16 protein-coding genes and 2 tRNA genes are annotated in these 13835 nt (G+C 71.2%); 15 read left to right on the plus strand and 3 right to left on the minus strand.

From position 1 onward, the window contains the following. Positions 1-38 precede the first annotated feature (38 nt). The 4 genes from ACWGKQ_RS47950 to ACWGKQ_RS47965 all read left to right on the plus strand — a co-directional run bounded on the left by ACWGKQ_RS47950 (position 39) and on the right by ACWGKQ_RS47965 (position 3833). Entirely contained in the window at positions 39-467 is a 429-nt protein-coding gene (locus ACWGKQ_RS47950; protein WP_046733220.1) for a hypothetical protein, read from the plus strand. Positions 468-636: 169 nt separating this feature from the next. After that, positions 637-1923: a glutamate-5-semialdehyde dehydrogenase gene (locus ACWGKQ_RS47955; protein WP_453298419.1), complete on the plus strand. Its 1287-nt coding sequence runs from the start codon at positions 637-639 to the stop codon at positions 1921-1923. A gap of 151 nt (positions 1924-2074) precedes the next feature. Then, complete coding sequence (locus ACWGKQ_RS47960; RefSeq protein ID WP_453298420.1) at positions 2075-2659, plus strand: SCO2584 family spore wall biosynthesis protein; 585 nt, start codon at positions 2075-2077, stop codon at positions 2657-2659. Positions 2660-2759: 100 nt separating this feature from the next. After that, on the plus strand, positions 2760-3833 hold the full coding sequence (locus ACWGKQ_RS47965; RefSeq protein ID WP_453298421.1) for an SCO2583 family membrane protein: 1074 nt from the start codon (positions 2760-2762) through the stop codon (positions 3831-3833). A gap of 3 nt (positions 3834-3836) precedes the next feature. On the opposite strand, the gene ACWGKQ_RS47970 is transcribed toward ACWGKQ_RS47965, so the two are convergent. Further along, complete coding sequence (locus ACWGKQ_RS47970) at positions 3837-4952, minus strand: M48 family metallopeptidase (RefSeq protein ID WP_453298431.1); 1116 nt, start codon at positions 4950-4952, stop codon at positions 3837-3839. 98 nt (positions 4953-5050) lie between these two features. Here ACWGKQ_RS47970 and ACWGKQ_RS47975 point away from each other — a divergent pair, with 98 nt between their 5' ends. The 7 genes from ACWGKQ_RS47975 to ACWGKQ_RS48005 all read left to right on the plus strand — a co-directional run bounded on the left by ACWGKQ_RS47975 (position 5051) and on the right by ACWGKQ_RS48005 (position 9396). Continuing rightward, the gene (locus ACWGKQ_RS47975; protein ID WP_453298422.1) at positions 5051-5212 is read left to right on the plus strand and encodes a hypothetical protein; all 162 of its coding nucleotides are present in this window, start codon (positions 5051-5053) and stop codon (positions 5210-5212) included. Between the two features lie 163 nt (positions 5213-5375). Beyond that, positions 5376-5540, plus strand: a complete 165-nt coding sequence (locus ACWGKQ_RS47980; protein WP_403055240.1) for a hypothetical protein — start codon at positions 5376-5378, stop codon at positions 5538-5540. Positions 5541-5609: 69 nt separating this feature from the next. Next, a complete protein-coding gene (gene nadD, locus ACWGKQ_RS47985) occupies positions 5610-6293 on the plus strand; it encodes a nicotinate-nucleotide adenylyltransferase (RefSeq protein ID WP_453298423.1) in 684 nt (227 codons plus the stop codon). A 16-nt stretch (positions 6294-6309) separates the two neighbouring features. Next, positions 6310-8025 (plus strand): LCP family protein, encoded by a 1716-nt coding sequence (locus ACWGKQ_RS47990; protein ID WP_453298424.1) that lies wholly within the window; start codon positions 6310-6312, stop codon positions 8023-8025. A gap of 103 nt (positions 8026-8128) precedes the next feature. After that, the gene (gene rsfS / locus ACWGKQ_RS47995) at positions 8129-8572 is read left to right on the plus strand and encodes a ribosome silencing factor (protein ID WP_453298425.1); all 444 of its coding nucleotides are present in this window, start codon (positions 8129-8131) and stop codon (positions 8570-8572) included. After that, complete coding sequence (locus ACWGKQ_RS48000; protein WP_453298426.1) at positions 8572-9240, plus strand: histidine phosphatase family protein; 669 nt, start codon at positions 8572-8574, stop codon at positions 9238-9240. Before rsfS ends, ACWGKQ_RS48000 begins: the two co-directional genes overlap by 1 nt. Before the next feature lie 83 nt (positions 9241-9323). Then, positions 9324-9396 (plus strand) — tRNA-Ala (locus ACWGKQ_RS48005). Positions 9397-9458: 62 nt separating this feature from the next. On the opposite strand, the gene ACWGKQ_RS48010 is transcribed toward ACWGKQ_RS48005, so the two are convergent. Then, positions 9459-10400: a helix-turn-helix transcriptional regulator gene (locus ACWGKQ_RS48010; protein WP_453298427.1), complete on the minus strand. Its 942-nt coding sequence runs from the start codon at positions 10398-10400 to the stop codon at positions 9459-9461. A 94-nt stretch (positions 10401-10494) separates the two neighbouring features. On the opposite strand from ACWGKQ_RS48010, the gene ACWGKQ_RS48015 reads away from it, so the two are divergent. The 3 genes from ACWGKQ_RS48015 (at position 10495) to ACWGKQ_RS48025 (ending at position 12443) form a co-directional block, all read left to right on the plus strand. Then, positions 10495-11964, plus strand: coding sequence for an MFS transporter (locus ACWGKQ_RS48015; protein WP_453298428.1), 1470 nt, complete (start codon positions 10495-10497; stop codon positions 11962-11964). Positions 11965-12032: 68 nt separating this feature from the next. Next, entirely contained in the window at positions 12033-12206 is a 174-nt protein-coding gene (locus ACWGKQ_RS48020; protein WP_453298429.1) for a hypothetical protein, read from the plus strand. A 3-nt stretch (positions 12207-12209) separates the two neighbouring features. After that, entirely contained in the window at positions 12210-12443 is a 234-nt protein-coding gene (locus tag ACWGKQ_RS48025; protein ID WP_006136074.1) for a hypothetical protein, read from the plus strand. On the opposite strand, the gene ACWGKQ_RS48030 is transcribed toward ACWGKQ_RS48025, so the two are convergent. Continuing rightward, the gene (locus ACWGKQ_RS48030) at positions 12422-13633 is read right to left on the minus strand and encodes a glycosyltransferase 87 family protein (protein ID WP_453298430.1); all 1212 of its coding nucleotides are present in this window, start codon (positions 13631-13633) and stop codon (positions 12422-12424) included. The genes ACWGKQ_RS48025 and ACWGKQ_RS48030 overlap by 22 nt on opposite strands. 113 nt (positions 13634-13746) lie before the next feature. On the opposite strand from ACWGKQ_RS48030, the gene ACWGKQ_RS48035 reads away from it, so the two are divergent. Continuing rightward, positions 13747-13819 (plus strand) — tRNA-Ala (locus ACWGKQ_RS48035). Positions 13820-13835: the final 16 nt, after the last annotated feature.

The following is a 13835-nucleotide window of genomic DNA, read 5'->3' on the forward strand; positions in this document are numbered from 1 at the left end:
GACCACGTTCCGCACGAGCACAGCTGAAGGAGGCCGTCGTGAGACGAGTGCGCCCTGGGGCTGCGGCCTCCCGCGGTGCTCTGACGAGCGTCGCGGCCGGGGACACCTACGAGGAGCCGAAGGACCTGCCCCGCCTGTGGCACGTCACCCTCAGCGTCTGCGGTGCCGAGGTCCCCCTGCCGGAACTGCGCCGCGGACTCGAACAACTGGCCCACGACCATCCCTTCCTCCTCACCAGCCGCTACGCCTGCGACCACGCCGAGATCCGCTACTGGGAAGAGGCCCGCGACCTCCACGACGCCGCCGCCGTCGCCCTGCGCCTGTGGGGCGAGCACCGCCAGACCGCCGGTCTGCCGGCCTGGGAGATCGTCGGGCTCGAGGTCATCGACCGCGCCACCTACCACCAGCGGATCGCCGAAGGCTACGGCCCGCCGCCCGCGACACCGGTCGGCATCCACCCGTTCTGAGCCGGCGCGTCCCGGGCCTCCCGGGCCTCCCGCTGATCCCGGCGGTCCCCGCGGGACGCGCCGGGCGGTCAGGACCCGCTGATCCCGGTGCGTATTGCCCCTGTTTGATCGCGTCTCGCGGTGTGGAATGACGCGTGGACGGCCCGCCGGGGCGCACTACCCTTCCCTCATGACCACGCTCTCGCCGTACGACGCCATGTCCCCGGTCACCCAGGCCGCCTACCGCGCCAAGGCCGCCGCCGCCGACCTCGCGCCGCTGCCGCGTGCCGTGAAGGACGATGCGCTGCTCGCCGTCGCGGACGCCCTGGAGGTCCGTACGAGCGAGATCGTCGAGGCCAACGCGAAGGACATCGCCAAGGCCCGCGAGAACGGCACCAGTGAGGCGATCATCGACCGTCTCACCCTCACCCCGGAGCGGGTCCGCGCCATCGCCTCCGACGTCCGCGACGTGGCGAAGCTGCCCGACCCGGTCGGCGAGGTCGTCCGCGGCTCCACCCTGCCCAACGGCATCGACCTGCGCCAGGTCCGCGTCCCGCTCGGCGTCGTCGGCATCATCTACGAGGCCCGCCCGAACGTCACCGTCGACGCCGCCGCCCTCTGCCTGAAGTCCGGCAACGCGGTCCTGCTGCGCGGCTCCGCCTCCGCCTACGAGTCCAACACCGCCCTGGTCCGCGTCCTGCGCGACGCCGTCGGCGGTGCCGGGCTGCCCGCCGACGCCGTCCAGCTGGTGCCCGGCGAGGGCCGGGAGTCCGTCCACGAGCTGATGCGCGCCCGCGGCCTCGTCGACGTCCTCATCCCGCGCGGCGGCGCCTCCCTCATCCAGACCGTCGTCATGGAGTCCAAGGTCCCGGTCATCGAGACCGGCACCGGCAACTGCCACGTCTACGTCGACGCCCACGCCGACATCGACATGGCCATCGACATCCTCATCAACTCCAAGGCGCAGCGGGTCAGCGTCTGCAACGCCGCCGAGACCCTCCTCGTCCACCAGGACATCGCCCCCGAGTTCCTGCCGCGCGCCCTGGACGCCCTCGCCGAGGCCGGCGTCACCGTGCACGCCGACGAACGCGTCCTCGCCTACGCCAAGGACTCCAGGGCGACCGTCGTCGAGGCCGTCCCGGAGGACTGGGAGACCGAATACCTGTCGTACGACATCGCGGCCGCCGTCGTCGACTCCCTCGACCGGGCCGTCGAGCACATCCGGCTGTGGACCTCCGGGCACACCGAGGCCATCGTCACCACCTCGCAGCAGGCCGCCCGCCGCTTCACCCAGCTGGTCGACTCCACCACCGTCGCCGTGAACGCCTCCACCCGTTTCACCGACGGCGGCCAGTTCGGCTTCGGCGCCGAGATCGGCATCTCCACCCAGAAGCTGCACGCCCGCGGCCCCATGGGCCTGCCGGAGCTGACCAGCACCAAGTACATCGTCACCGGCGACGGCCACATCCGCCGCTGACCCCCGTACGGCCCAGTCGCGCACGCGGTACGGCGTACGGGCGCGCAGGGCGGCGTACGAGGGGCCCGGCCGGGCGTGAGAGGCGTCTCACCGTGCCTATGAATTTCCATACCGTCTGCCCAAATTGACCCCCCAGGTCTACTCTGGATCCGTGCCGGAGGACGTGGGGGGCATGCCGTTCCCTGACGGCTGGGAGCCCGACGACGACCATGACCACGGAATGTCGGACGAAGAGTTCGACGCCGTGGTCTTCGACGAGGCCTTCGTGAAGGCGGCCGTGGTCCACGAGCCGACCGCCGTCGAACGCCTCCTTGCCGCCGCCCAGGCCAGAGCCGAGGCCTCCGAGGCCGAGGCCCGCCGCGCCCACGCCAGAGGCGAGCGCTACGACGACGGCTACGGCTCCGACGGCCCCGAATTCGGGCACGCCGGCGAACTCGACGACCTGGACGACGCCGACGTACTCGAAGACGGGTACGGCGCCGCCGGGACGTACGGCAAACACGTCCGCTGGCACCGTCCCGTCGCCTGGGTGCTCGCCCTCGTCATGGGCATCGGCATGGTCGCGCTCGCCTTCGCCGCGGTCTACCGCAGCGCCTCCTCGGGCGGCAGCCGCGACCAGGTGCCCAGGCCTCCCTCCACAGGCCAGGAACAGGCCACCGCCGCGGCACCCTCCGTGTCCGCCGACTACTCCCAGCCGCCCAAGCCGGCGGCCTCCGCGGTCCCGCGCACCCCCTGAGCGGTCATGGCCGCCCTGGTGGCAGTTCTGGTGAGAACCTGTCAGAAGTTGTCATGTAGCAGGGCGTTTACCTGAGGCTCCCGAGACCTACTCTGAAAGTATGGGCGGGCCAGGAGACCCACCTGAGGGGACACCCGAGGGCGGCCCCGTGGGTGGCGAGGACGAGTACCGATCCGTCGTCTTCGACGAATCGTTCGTCCGGGCTGCCCGCCTCCAGGAGTCCTCCGCGCGCGAACGCATGACCGACCACGCACCCGCCGTACGCCGCCGCCCGCCGCTGCGCCGGGGCCTCACCCGGCAGGCCCTGGTCCTCGTCCTGCTGATCCTCGCCGCCTTCGGCACCGCGATCTACATGGGCGTCCGCCATCCTTACGGCACCGACGAGACCCAGCAGCCCGTCGAACCCCTGCGGATGACCGTCATCCCGCTCTCCCCGCAGGACAAAGTGCCCGGAGCCGCCGACGCCGAGACCCTGTTCGCGCACAGCCCCGCCGCACACTACGAGGTCGGCGCCAAGGGGATACCGCTGCCGGCCGCCGCAGGGAGCACCGCGCACTTCTCCGACAGCCAGGTGGGCGCCGCCCTGACCACGGCCAAGGACTACCTGGTCCGCTCCTCGCTCTACCCCGAGGTCCTCGACAGCAGCGAGGTGCGGCCCGTGCGGGCGCTGCTCGACCCAGGTCAGCTCGACCAGTTCGACCAGAGCATCGACCACCCCGCGGCGGACGGCCGGCACGCTCCCACCGGATGGCTGGTCCGCTTCGACCCCACCCGCGACGAACTCGCCGACCCGAGGATCCGCGTCCAGGGCAGCCTCCAGGTCACCGAGGCCGACCCGGCCACCCTGGAGGTCACCGCCGACCACACCTTCGTCTACGCGCTGCGGCCCGCCGGCGCCCCGGCCGGCACCCAGGTCTCCCTGTTCACCGTCCGCCGCGAGCTGACCTTCCGCTTCGACCGCGACGACCTGCGCCTGAACCAGACCCAGCTGGTCCTCTCCTACGTCCAGGCGGGCCCCCTGTCCTGCGCCCAGGACACCGCCGGCCACCTGAGCCCCCTGCTGGCCGGCCAGACGGCCAAGGCGGGCGGCCCGGCGGGCACGAACCCGTTCGCCACGGACAGCGCCACCGCCCTGTGCGGGACGCTGGCCACCGCGGCCGAACCGAAGGTCTGACAGCTACTCTTCGTCGTCCTGCGGGGGAGTGTCCTGCGACGACGTGTCCTGCGGCCGCGCGTCCTTCGGCGGCGGTGCGCTCGTGAACCCGTCGAAGCCGCGCTTCACCCGGCCGCCCAGGTTTCCCGCCCCGCCCGCGAAGTCCGTGACCAGCTTCATCAGCGGGTCCTTCGAGGTCTTCATGTCACTGGCGTAGCTCGCCGCGGACTCCTTGAACGAGTCGCCGACCGAGGTGTCCTTGTCCTCGGTGCGCCGCGGGTAGTGACCGTCCATGATCCGCTGGTAGTCGCGGGACTCGGCCCACTTCTTCAGCTCGGCCGCCCGGACCGTGGTGAAGGGGTGCGAGCGCGGCAGCACGTTCAGGATCTTCAGCACCGAGTCGCGCAGGTCGCCGCCCGCCTCGTACTCCTCGGCCTGCTTGAGGAACTCGTCCACGTTCATCTCGTGCAGGTGGTTGCCGCCCGCTATCTTCATCAGCCCGCGCATCGAGGCCCGCAGGTCCTGGCCCGCCAGCAGCCCCGCCCGGTCGGCGGACAGCTCCGACTTGCGGAACCACTCCCGCAGCGCGGTCACGATCGCCAGGATCGCCAGGTTGCCCAACGGGATCCAGGCGACCTTCAGGGCGAGGCTGGTCAGGAACAGCAGGATCGTCCGGTAGACGGAGTGCCCGGAGAGCGCGTGGCCCACCTCGTGGCCGACGACCGCGCGCATCTCCTCCTCGTCGAGGAGCTCCACCAGTCCCGTGGTCACCACGATGATCGGCTCGTCCAGGCCGATGCACATCGCGTTCGGCTGCGGATCCTGCGTCACGTACATCGGCGGGACCTTCTCCAGGTCCAGGATGTAACAGGCGTCTCGCAGCATGTCGTTCAGGTGTGTGAACTGCTGGTCGGACACCCGGACCGAGTCGGACAGGAACAGCAGCCTGAGACTCCGCTCCGGAAGCAGCCCGCTGAGCGCCTTGAAGACCGTGTCGAAACCGCTCAGCCTGCGCAGCGCCACCAGCGCCGAACGGTCCGCCGGATGCTCGTACGCACGCGAGGAGAGCCCCGGGAACCGCCTGCGCTGCCTGCTCGGCACGCGCTCGCGCCCGTTCTGCTCGTGGCCGTCGTCGGACATGTCATCCCCCATGTGCGTGAGTGTCTGCCGTGCCCCCGAGGCAGGGCCCAGCCTAGGCGGAGATACCGTGGACGGGCAGTACAGCCGAAGGAGTCCTCATGGAGCACCACACCCGGGCCGCCTGGCTCACCCAGGCCGCGAGCGCCGTCCAGCAACAGGGCTCGGGCGATCTGCTCCGGGTCGTCCTCGTCGTCATGTTCGTCGGCTGCGCACTGACCGCCTGGTTCCTCCTGCGCGGGTACAAACAGAAGGACGACTGAGCCGCCGGGTTCGTTCCCCGTCCGCACCCGCAACCGCACACCCTCTCGTCCGTGTCGGCCGGCCGTCGGCCCAACGGAGGAGTCGGCGTGATCGCCGCCGGGCCGCCCGCATACGATGGGCCGACATCTTTATCCCGTCCACACGCGATAGGTCCTGCCGCAGATGATGAATCTCCACAGCACCGCTGCCCAGTTGGTCTCCCTCGCCGCCGAGGGCGAGGGAGGCGGCAACCACAACAGCCTCAACCCGCTCGTCACCGGTGGCAGCGCGTTCCTCATCCTGCTGCTCCTGCTGTGGATCACCACCCGCTTCAACCGCGACCGCTGAGCCGGACGCCGAGCCCGGCACCGGTCCTCCGGGCGGGGCCCACGGGCCGGGCCGGTAGGGTCTGCACGCATGGGAGAGCAGGACATGCCTACCGGTCCGGTGAATGACGAGGCCGACGACATGGTGACGACCCCGCGGTACACGCCGGCGGGCCCCGCGCACACCGGCAAACGCCGCCTCGGTGTCATGGGCGGAACGTTCGACCCGATCCACCACGGTCACCTCGTGGCGGCCAGCGAGGTCGCCGCGCAGTTCCACCTCGACGAGGTGGTGTTCGTGCCCACCGGGCAGCCGTGGCAGAAGACCGCCCGCGCGGTCTCACCGGCCGAGGACCGCTATCTGATGACGGTCATCGCGACCGCGGAGAACCCGCAGTTCTCCGTCAGCCGTATCGACATCGACCGCGGCGGCCCCACCTACACCGTCGACACCCTGCGCGACCTGCGCGCCCTCAACCCCGACACCGACATGTTCTTCATCACCGGCGCCGACGCGCTGGGCCAGATCCTCACCTGGCGGGACTCGGAGGAACTCTTCTCCCTGGCCCACTTCATCGGCTGCACCCGGCCCGGCCACCATCTGACCGACCGGGGTCTCCCGGAGGGCGGTGTCTCACTGGTGGAGGTTCCCGCGCTCGCCATCTCCTCCACAGACTGCCGTGCGAGAGTCGCCAAGGGCGACCCCATCTGGTACATGGTGCCGGACGGAGTCGTGCGCTACATCGACAAGCGCGAGCTGTACCGCGGCGAGTGAGCCGAGAGGGGCACCGGTGAACGACCGATACGACGCGGGCTACGGAAGCGACCAGTACGAACTCGTCGGCTACGACGAGTACGGGCAGCCGGTGTACCGCCAGATCCCCGCGCAACAGCAGCAGACGTACGACCCGTACGCGGGGCAGGGGCAGGGGCAGGGGCAGGGGCAGGGCTACGGCTACGACCCGTACGCCGGCGGCGGGCAGCAGGCCGCGCCGTCCTACGACACCGGTCAGCAGGCGCCCGTCTACGACACCGGGCAACAGCCGTCCGTGCCGCCGACGCCCGGGTACGACCCGTACGGCACCGGCGGCCAGACGGCCTACGACCCCTACGGGCAGGCGGCCGCCGGCGGCCGGCAGCCCCGGGTCGCCGAACAGACCGCGCACATCCCGCAGCAGGCCGGACCGGTCCGGGAACCCGCCGAGCCCCGCCAGGGCGACGACGAACGGGATTACCACACCGGGCAGTTCGCGTTCGTCGAGCAGCCGGACGGTGACTCCGAGGACGTCATCGACTGGCTGAACTTCACCGAGAACCGCACCGAGCGCCGCGAGGAGGCCAAGCGCCGCGCCCGCAGCCGGATGATCGCCCTGGTCGTCGTCCTCGCCCTGGTCGCCGTCGGCGGTGTCGGCTACCTCTGGTACGCCGGGAAGATCCCCGGCCTGTCCTCCTCCGGCACCAAGAGCGGTACGACGACCTCCGCGGCCGCCCAGAAACGCGACGTGATCGTCGTCCACCTGCACAACACCGGCGGTGGCGGCACCTCGACCGTGCTGCTCGTCGACAACACCACCACCAAGCAGGGCAGCACGGTCCTGCTGCCCAACTCCCTCGCCCTCACCGACGACGACGGCACCACCACGACCCTCGCCAAGTCCGTCGACGACGACGGCTCCTCCGGCACCCGGGACCAGCTCGACACCGTCCTCGGCACCAGCATCGAGGGCACCTGGCGCCTCGACACCCCCTACCTCCAGAACCTCGTCGAACTCGTCGGCAACATCGACATCGACACCGACGCCGACGTCCCCGACCCGGACGCCAAGAAGAAGGGCGAGGCACCCCTGGTCCACCAGGGCAAGGACCAGACCCTCAGCGGCAAGGCCGCCGTCGCCTACGCCACCTACCGCGCCTCCGGCGAGGCCCAGAACGCCCAGCTGGAGCGGTTCGGGCAGGTCATGCAGGGCGTCCTGCGCAAGCTGTCCTCCGACGCCTCCGCCGCGACGACCACCGTGCAGACCCTCGCGCAGATCCTCGACCCCTCCCTCACCGACAAGGACCTCGGCACCTTCCTCGCCAAGCTCGCCGACCTCGCCAAGGACGGCGACTACAAGACGGCCCTGCTGCCCGTGCAGAACGACGGCACCCTCAGCGCCGAGACCAGCTCCAGCGTGGTCAAGGACATCCTCGGCGGCACCGCCAAGAGCCCCTCCGCGGGCTCCGCGGTCCGCGTCTCCGTCCAGAACGCCACCGGCGTCAAGGACGACACCGAGAAGGCCCGCGTGGTCCTCGTCAACGGCGGCTACACCTTCCTCGAAGGCGGTACGGCCTCCGGCACCCAGGCCACCTCCAAGGTGCTGTACTCCGACGCCGCCGACAAGGAGAACGCCACCGAGGTCGCCAAGACCCTCGGCCTCGGCGCCGGCACCGTCCAGAAGGGCACGGTCGGCTCGGGCGCAGACGTCTCCGTCGTCCTCGGCCAGGACTACAAACCGTCCTCCTCCTGAGCGACGGCCCCTCGCACCCCACGTGACGCGGTAATCACGTGGGGTGCGCCCCGTGGTCCGTGAGACCCTTGGTGTCAAACGACCGCCGAAGGAAAGCCACGCAGTGACCGCAACCGACCGTTCCATCGAGCTCATCTCCGCCGCCGCCCAGGCTGCCGCCGACAAGCTCGCCCACGACGTCATCGCCTACGACGTCAGCGACGTCCTGTCGATCACGGACGCCTTCCTGCTGGCCTCGGCACCCAACGACCGCCAGGTCAAGTCGATCGTCGACGAGATCGAGGAGCGCCTCCAGAAGGAACTCGGCGCCAAGCCGGTACGCCGCGAGGGCGACCGCGAGGCCCGCTGGATCCTGCTCGACTACGTCGACATCGTCGTCCACGTCCAGCACAGCGAGGAGCGCGTCTTCTACGCCCTGGAGCGGCTGTGGAAGGACTGCCCCGAGATCGAGCTGCCGGCCGACGCCAAGGCCACCCGCGGCAAGGCGGAGGAGCACGCCAAGCTCCAGGCCGCCGAGGACGCCGGCGAGCCGGACGGGGAGTGGTGATGAGCGCCACGGGCGAGGTGACCGACCGCGCGGGCCGCGGCCGCCGCATCATCCTGTGGCGCCACGGCCAGACCGCCTGGAACGTGGAGCGCCGCTTCCAGGGCTCCACCGACGTCGAGCTCACCGAGACCGGCATCGGCCAGGCCCGCCGCGCGGCCCGCCTGCTCGCCTCCCTCGGCCCGGACGCGATCGTCTCCTCCGACCTGCGGCGGGCCGCCGACACGGCCGCCCAGCTCGCCGCCCTCACCGGCCTCGACGTGATCCGTGACGACGGACTGCGGGAGACCTACGCGGGCGTGTGGCAGGGCCTCACCCACCAGGAGATCATCGCCCGCCACGGCGACGAGTACGCCGCCTGGAAGCGCGGCGAGCCGGTCCGCCGCGGCGGTGGCGAACTGGAGACCGAGGTCGCCGACCGGGCCGCCCCCGTCGTGCTCCGGCACGCCGAGAAGCTCCCCGAGGAGGGCACCCTCGTGGTGGTCAGCCACGGCGGCACCATCCGCACCACCATCGGCCGCCTCCTCGGCCTGGAGTCCCAGCACTGGGAGAGCCTCGGCGGTCTCACCAACTGCTGCTGGTCGGTGCTCGGCGAAGGCGCGCGCGGCTGGCGGCTCCTGGAGCACAACGCCGGCACCCTCCCGGAAGCCGTCCTCGGCGACGACGACTGACGGCCGGATTTCACTTTCCGGCAGGTCGCAGGCTAAAGTTCTTCTTGTTCGCCCCGCCAAGCGGAAAGACGGGAAGAACGCACGGGGCTATAGCTCAGTTGGTAGAGCGCCTGCATGGCATGCAGGAGGTCAGGAGTTCAATTCTCCTTAGCTCCACAGATCGACACTCCACACATTGTCGAGTTGTCAAAGATCGGTGATCGAGATTCCCGCCTTCCTCAGAAGGCGGGATTTCTTGTGTTCCACTCCCGGATGATCTCGGTGGCCGCCTCCTCCGTCGCCGGCCACAGCCGCTGCCGACGCTCCCGCAGCAACGCCACCCGCTCCCGCGCCCGTTCGTCCTCCGGCGTGTAGACCACGATCCGCGCCTCCGGCATCCCGTCGATCGACAGCGACTGCGACGTCATCCGCAGCTCGCCCACCGCCTCATGACGGAACGTCTTCACCCGCGGCCCCGGCTGCGCCACCGCCCCGCTCGCCCACAGCCGGGCGAAGTACGGACTGGCCTGAGACAGCGCCCGTATGAAGTCCTCCCAGGCCGGCTCGCCGACATGCCTGCCGTAGGAGGAACGCAGGGTCGCCACCATCATCGGCAGTTCACGCTGCCGGTGCACCACCGGGCAGGCGTCCTCGGAGACCGTGAACAGCGTCCACAGCACGTTCGGCACGCCGATCCGCACCGTCTCCGGCACCAGGAACAGGTCCCGGTAGGCGGCGTTGGTGGCCAGCACGTCGTAGCGCGAGGTGTACACCACCGCCAGCAGCGGGTCGAGCGCGTCGATGACGCCCTGCACCTCCGCGCCGACCGACCGGGACAGCCCCTCCGGTATCTGGGCGAACGGCACCTCCGCCAGCCGGTACAGATGCTCCCGCTCCGGCAGGTCCAGCATCAGCGTCCGCGCCACCGCGTCCAGCACCTGCGCCGACGCGTTGATCGGCCGGCCCTGCTCCAGCCACGTATACCAGGTCACACCCACGCCCGAGAGCTGGGCGACCTCCTCCCGGCGCAGCCCCGGCGTGCGCCGCCGCAGCCCCGGCGGCATCCCGACGTCCGCCGGCTGCACCCGGGCCCGCCTGCTGCGCAGGAAGGCGGCCAGCTCCGGCCTGCGGCGGTGTGCTGTCGTCGCCATCGTCACGTCCCCCGTCGTCACGTCCTCCATCGTGGGCGCAGCCCCCGTCCCCTGCCAGGTGCTGCCAGTACCAGCATCGGCGGGCTCTCGGCACCCGTACCGGGCCGCCGCCACGCTCGGACGCATGACGACGCCATCCCGCACGGGACCAGGTCCCGCACCCGCTCCGACCCCTGCGAAAAGTGAAGCACCCGGCACTGACAACCGGCACCGGCTGCTCCTCCCGGTCGTCCTCGCGGCCCTGCTCATGGCCGTGCTGGACGTCTTCATCGTGAACGTCGCGGCACCCACCATGAGTTCCGAACTCCACGCCTCCGGCGCCGACTTGCAGCTGATCGTGGCCGGCTACACCATCACCTACGCGGTGCTGCTGATCACCGGCGCCCGGCTCGGCGACCGGCTCGGCCACGGCCGGGTCCACCTGGCCGGCCTCGCCCTGTTCACGACCGCGTCGCTCGCCTGCGGCCTGGCCCAGGGCGCGGGCGAGCTGATCGTGTTCCGGCTGGTGCAGGGCGCCGGATCGGCGGTGATGATCCCGCAGGTCCTCAGCATCATCCAGCGCGCCTTCACCGGCGAGGCCCGCATCCGGGCGCTCGGCGCCTACTCGGCGGTCCTCGCGGTCGGTGCCGCGGCCGGCCAGATCGTCGGCGGCGTCCTGGTCAGCGCCGACCTGTTCGGCACCGGATGGCGGCCGGTGTTCCTCGTCAACGTGCCCGTCGGAGCCGCACTCCTCGTCCTCGGCCGGCGCGTCCTGCCGCTCGGCCCCGGATCCGGTCCCGAGCGGGCCCGCGGCCTGGACCTGCCCGGCCTGGTCCTGCTGGGGGCCGCCGTGTCGCTGCTGACGGTTCCGCTGGTGCTCGGCCAGGAGGAGGGCTGGCCGATGTGGTCCTGGCTGTCCCTGGCCGCCGCCGTGCTCCTGTTCGCGCTGTTCTGCGGCTACGAGTCGAGGCTGGCCCGGCGCGGCGGCGCCCCGATCGTCGCGCCCCGGGTGCTGCGCCACCCCGGGATGGGCCTGGCCGTCCTGCGCATCCTCGCCGTGATGGCGGTCAACGCCGGATTCCTCTTCACCCTCACCCTGCACGTCCAGAGCGGCCTCGGCTACAGCGCGCTGCGCGCCGGTCTCACCTTCGCGCCGACCGCCGCCGTCTTCGGCGTGGTCGCCCTCACCTGGCGCAGGTGGCCGGCCGCCTGGCAGCGAGCGCTGGCTCCGGCCGGGTTCGTGCTCACCGCGCTGGGCGTGGCCGGCGTCGGGCTGGCCTTCCACGGCGGCGGCGACGGGGGCGCGCGGATCTTTGGTGCGTACGCCGGCGTGGGTGCGGGGCTCGCGCTCGCGTTCAGCCCGACGCTCACCGGCGCGCTCGCAACCGTGCGCCCCGAGGACGCGGCGGACGCCAGCGGACTCCTCGCGACCGTCACCCAGCTCGGTCAGCTCATAGGGGTCGCCGCGTTCGGCACACTGTTCTTGAACCGGCTTGAGTCAGTTGGGGGCCCGCGGGCGTATACCTCTGCGGAGGCGCTGTCAGCCTGCGCATGGGCGCTCGCCGCGACGGCGGCCGCGGGCGCCGTGTCCGGACTGGTACTGAGGCGTCGCTGACCGTATTGGTCCGGCCGTGGCAGAATCAAACGGCCGGAAGGGGGCGCGGCCCGACGGGAGGAGTAGCGATGCCTGCGAGCATCCTTGAGGAGGGCGGCCACCTCCTCGGTGCGGCGTTGATACGGAACACGATCACCCGGCTGCTCTGCCCTTCCTGCGGTTCCGCACATGTCGCCCAAGTACTCGGCGACAACGGCGGGATCTCCTACGTGTGCACGGCCTGCGGCCACAGCTGGAGCTGATCGATGGGTGCACACAGGCGGAAGTGCGACTGGTGCGGGAGCGGCACCCCGATCGTCCGCGACATGGAGCCGATCAACCCCGACTACCAGTACTGGTGCGAGGAATGCGCGCGGGCGCTGATCATAAAAGGCGACCCGATCGAGACCTACCGTGAGCTGGAGGGCGAGCCGATCTACGGCAGGCTCCTCGAAGAGCACTGCACGCTCAAGCGGTTCTACTCGTTCGTCACGGCCTGAGCGGCGCCCGGCCTCGGCAACGATGTCCGGGCGAGCACGAGGAACAGCACCCCGGCGACCGTGTAGAGCCCCGACAGCGTCAAGGCGACGGTGTCCTGGTGCAGTTCGGGCCGCCCCGGCCCGTGTGGCACCCACCACAGGGCGTACGAGCAGAACACCAGCAGCGTGCCCGCGGCCGCCTTCCGCAGCCCGCGCGTCCACAGCAGCAGCACCACCGGCACGCACCACACCCAGTGGTGCGACCAGGACACCGGGCTGATCAGCAGCGCGGTGACCGCGCAGGAGGCCACCGCCCAGGCCCGCCGGCCCCGCAACTCCGCCGTCACCGCCACCGCGAGCCCCAGAACGGCCGTCAGGGCCGCCGCAGCAGCCCAGAGTCCTCCCGGGTCGGGAGTGTGCAGCAAACGCGCCAGAACGCCGCGCAGGGCCTGATTCGCGGTCTCCTCGGCCCGCCCCACCCGCCCCGTCCGGAACACCATCCCGGTCCAGAACCGCCACGAGTCGTACGGCAGGACGGCCGCCGCCAGCAGGGTCGCCCCGGCGAAGGCGGCGGCCGCCCCGCGAGCATGCCGCAGCCACGGGCCGCCGTCCCGCCCTCCGAGGCGTGCCGTCAGGCCCGTGACGAGCAGGAACACCGCGAACAGGGCGGGCGTCAGCTTGACCGCGGCCGCGAGCCCCACACCCACCCCCGCCCAGCGGCCCGGGCGTTCGGCGGGACGGCGTGACAGATCCCACAGCACCAGAACGGCCAGCAGCAGATTGACCTGCCCGTAGCGCACGGTCGTCCACACCGGCTCGCACCACACCGCCGCCGCCGTGACCCACAGGACCCGCTCCGCGCGCGCGTGCCCGACGAGCCGCATCGACAGCCCGACGAACACCAGCAGCAGGACGAGGTTCCCGGCCGTCGCCAGGGTGCGCATGCCCGTGACGTCCAGCAGCGTCAGCGGGGTGAACAGCAGCGCCGCGAACGGGGGGTAGGTGGACGGCAGATGAGCCGCCGTCGTACGCAGCGCGTAGAGATCGCCGCCCGCGCGGACGGTCGCCCCCTCCGCCCGGTAGACCATCAGGTCGATCATCGACACGTGCGCGGCCCGCTGGGCCAACCAGAACGCCGTGAACGACAGAAGGCACGCCCCCAGGGCCACCGGCACCCGGCGCCGGGTCTCGGAGAACGCGATCACGGTCACGAAGTCCGACACTAGCGTCCGTATCCGCACAGAACGGAAACGATTTGGTGGTGCACCCCTTCGACCGTGTAATGTTGGCGTCGCCGCCGGGGAAACCGGGCGGAACAGGACAAGGGGCTATAGCTCAGTTGGTAGAGCGCCTGCATGGCATGCAGGAGGTCAGGAGTTCAATTCTCCTTAGCTCCACAGAAATCGAAGGCGG

The sequence above is a fragment of the Streptomyces sp. NPDC054770 genome, assembly GCF_053611985.1.

Excerpts from the sequence above, each read along its gene's own strand:
- ACWGKQ_RS47955 (WP_453298419.1), top strand. The coding sequence starts at position 637 with ATGACCACGCTCTCGCCGTACGACGCCATGTCCCCGGTCACCCAGGCC.
- ACWGKQ_RS47965 (WP_453298421.1), top strand. The coding sequence starts at position 2,760 with ATGGGCGGGCCAGGAGACCCACCTGAGGGGACACCCGAGGGCGGCCCC.
- ACWGKQ_RS47970 (WP_453298431.1), bottom strand. The coding sequence starts at position 4,952 with ATGTCCGACGACGGCCACGAGCAGAACGGGCGCGAGCGCGTGCCGAGC.
- ACWGKQ_RS47975 (WP_453298422.1), top strand. The coding sequence starts at position 5,051 with ATGGAGCACCACACCCGGGCCGCCTGGCTCACCCAGGCCGCGAGCGCC.
- ACWGKQ_RS47980 (WP_403055240.1), top strand. The coding sequence starts at position 5,376 with ATGATGAATCTCCACAGCACCGCTGCCCAGTTGGTCTCCCTCGCCGCC.
- nadD (WP_453298423.1), top strand. The coding sequence starts at position 5,610 with ATGGGAGAGCAGGACATGCCTACCGGTCCGGTGAATGACGAGGCCGAC.
- ACWGKQ_RS48000 (WP_453298426.1), top strand. The coding sequence starts at position 8,572 with ATGAGCGCCACGGGCGAGGTGACCGACCGCGCGGGCCGCGGCCGCCGC.
- ACWGKQ_RS48010 (WP_453298427.1), bottom strand. The coding sequence starts at position 10,400 with ATGGAGGACGTGACGACGGGGGACGTGACGATGGCGACGACAGCACAC.
- ACWGKQ_RS48015 (WP_453298428.1), top strand. The coding sequence starts at position 10,495 with ATGACGACGCCATCCCGCACGGGACCAGGTCCCGCACCCGCTCCGACC.
- ACWGKQ_RS48020 (WP_453298429.1), top strand. The coding sequence starts at position 12,033 with ATGCCTGCGAGCATCCTTGAGGAGGGCGGCCACCTCCTCGGTGCGGCG.
- ACWGKQ_RS48025 (WP_006136074.1), top strand. The coding sequence starts at position 12,210 with ATGGGTGCACACAGGCGGAAGTGCGACTGGTGCGGGAGCGGCACCCCG.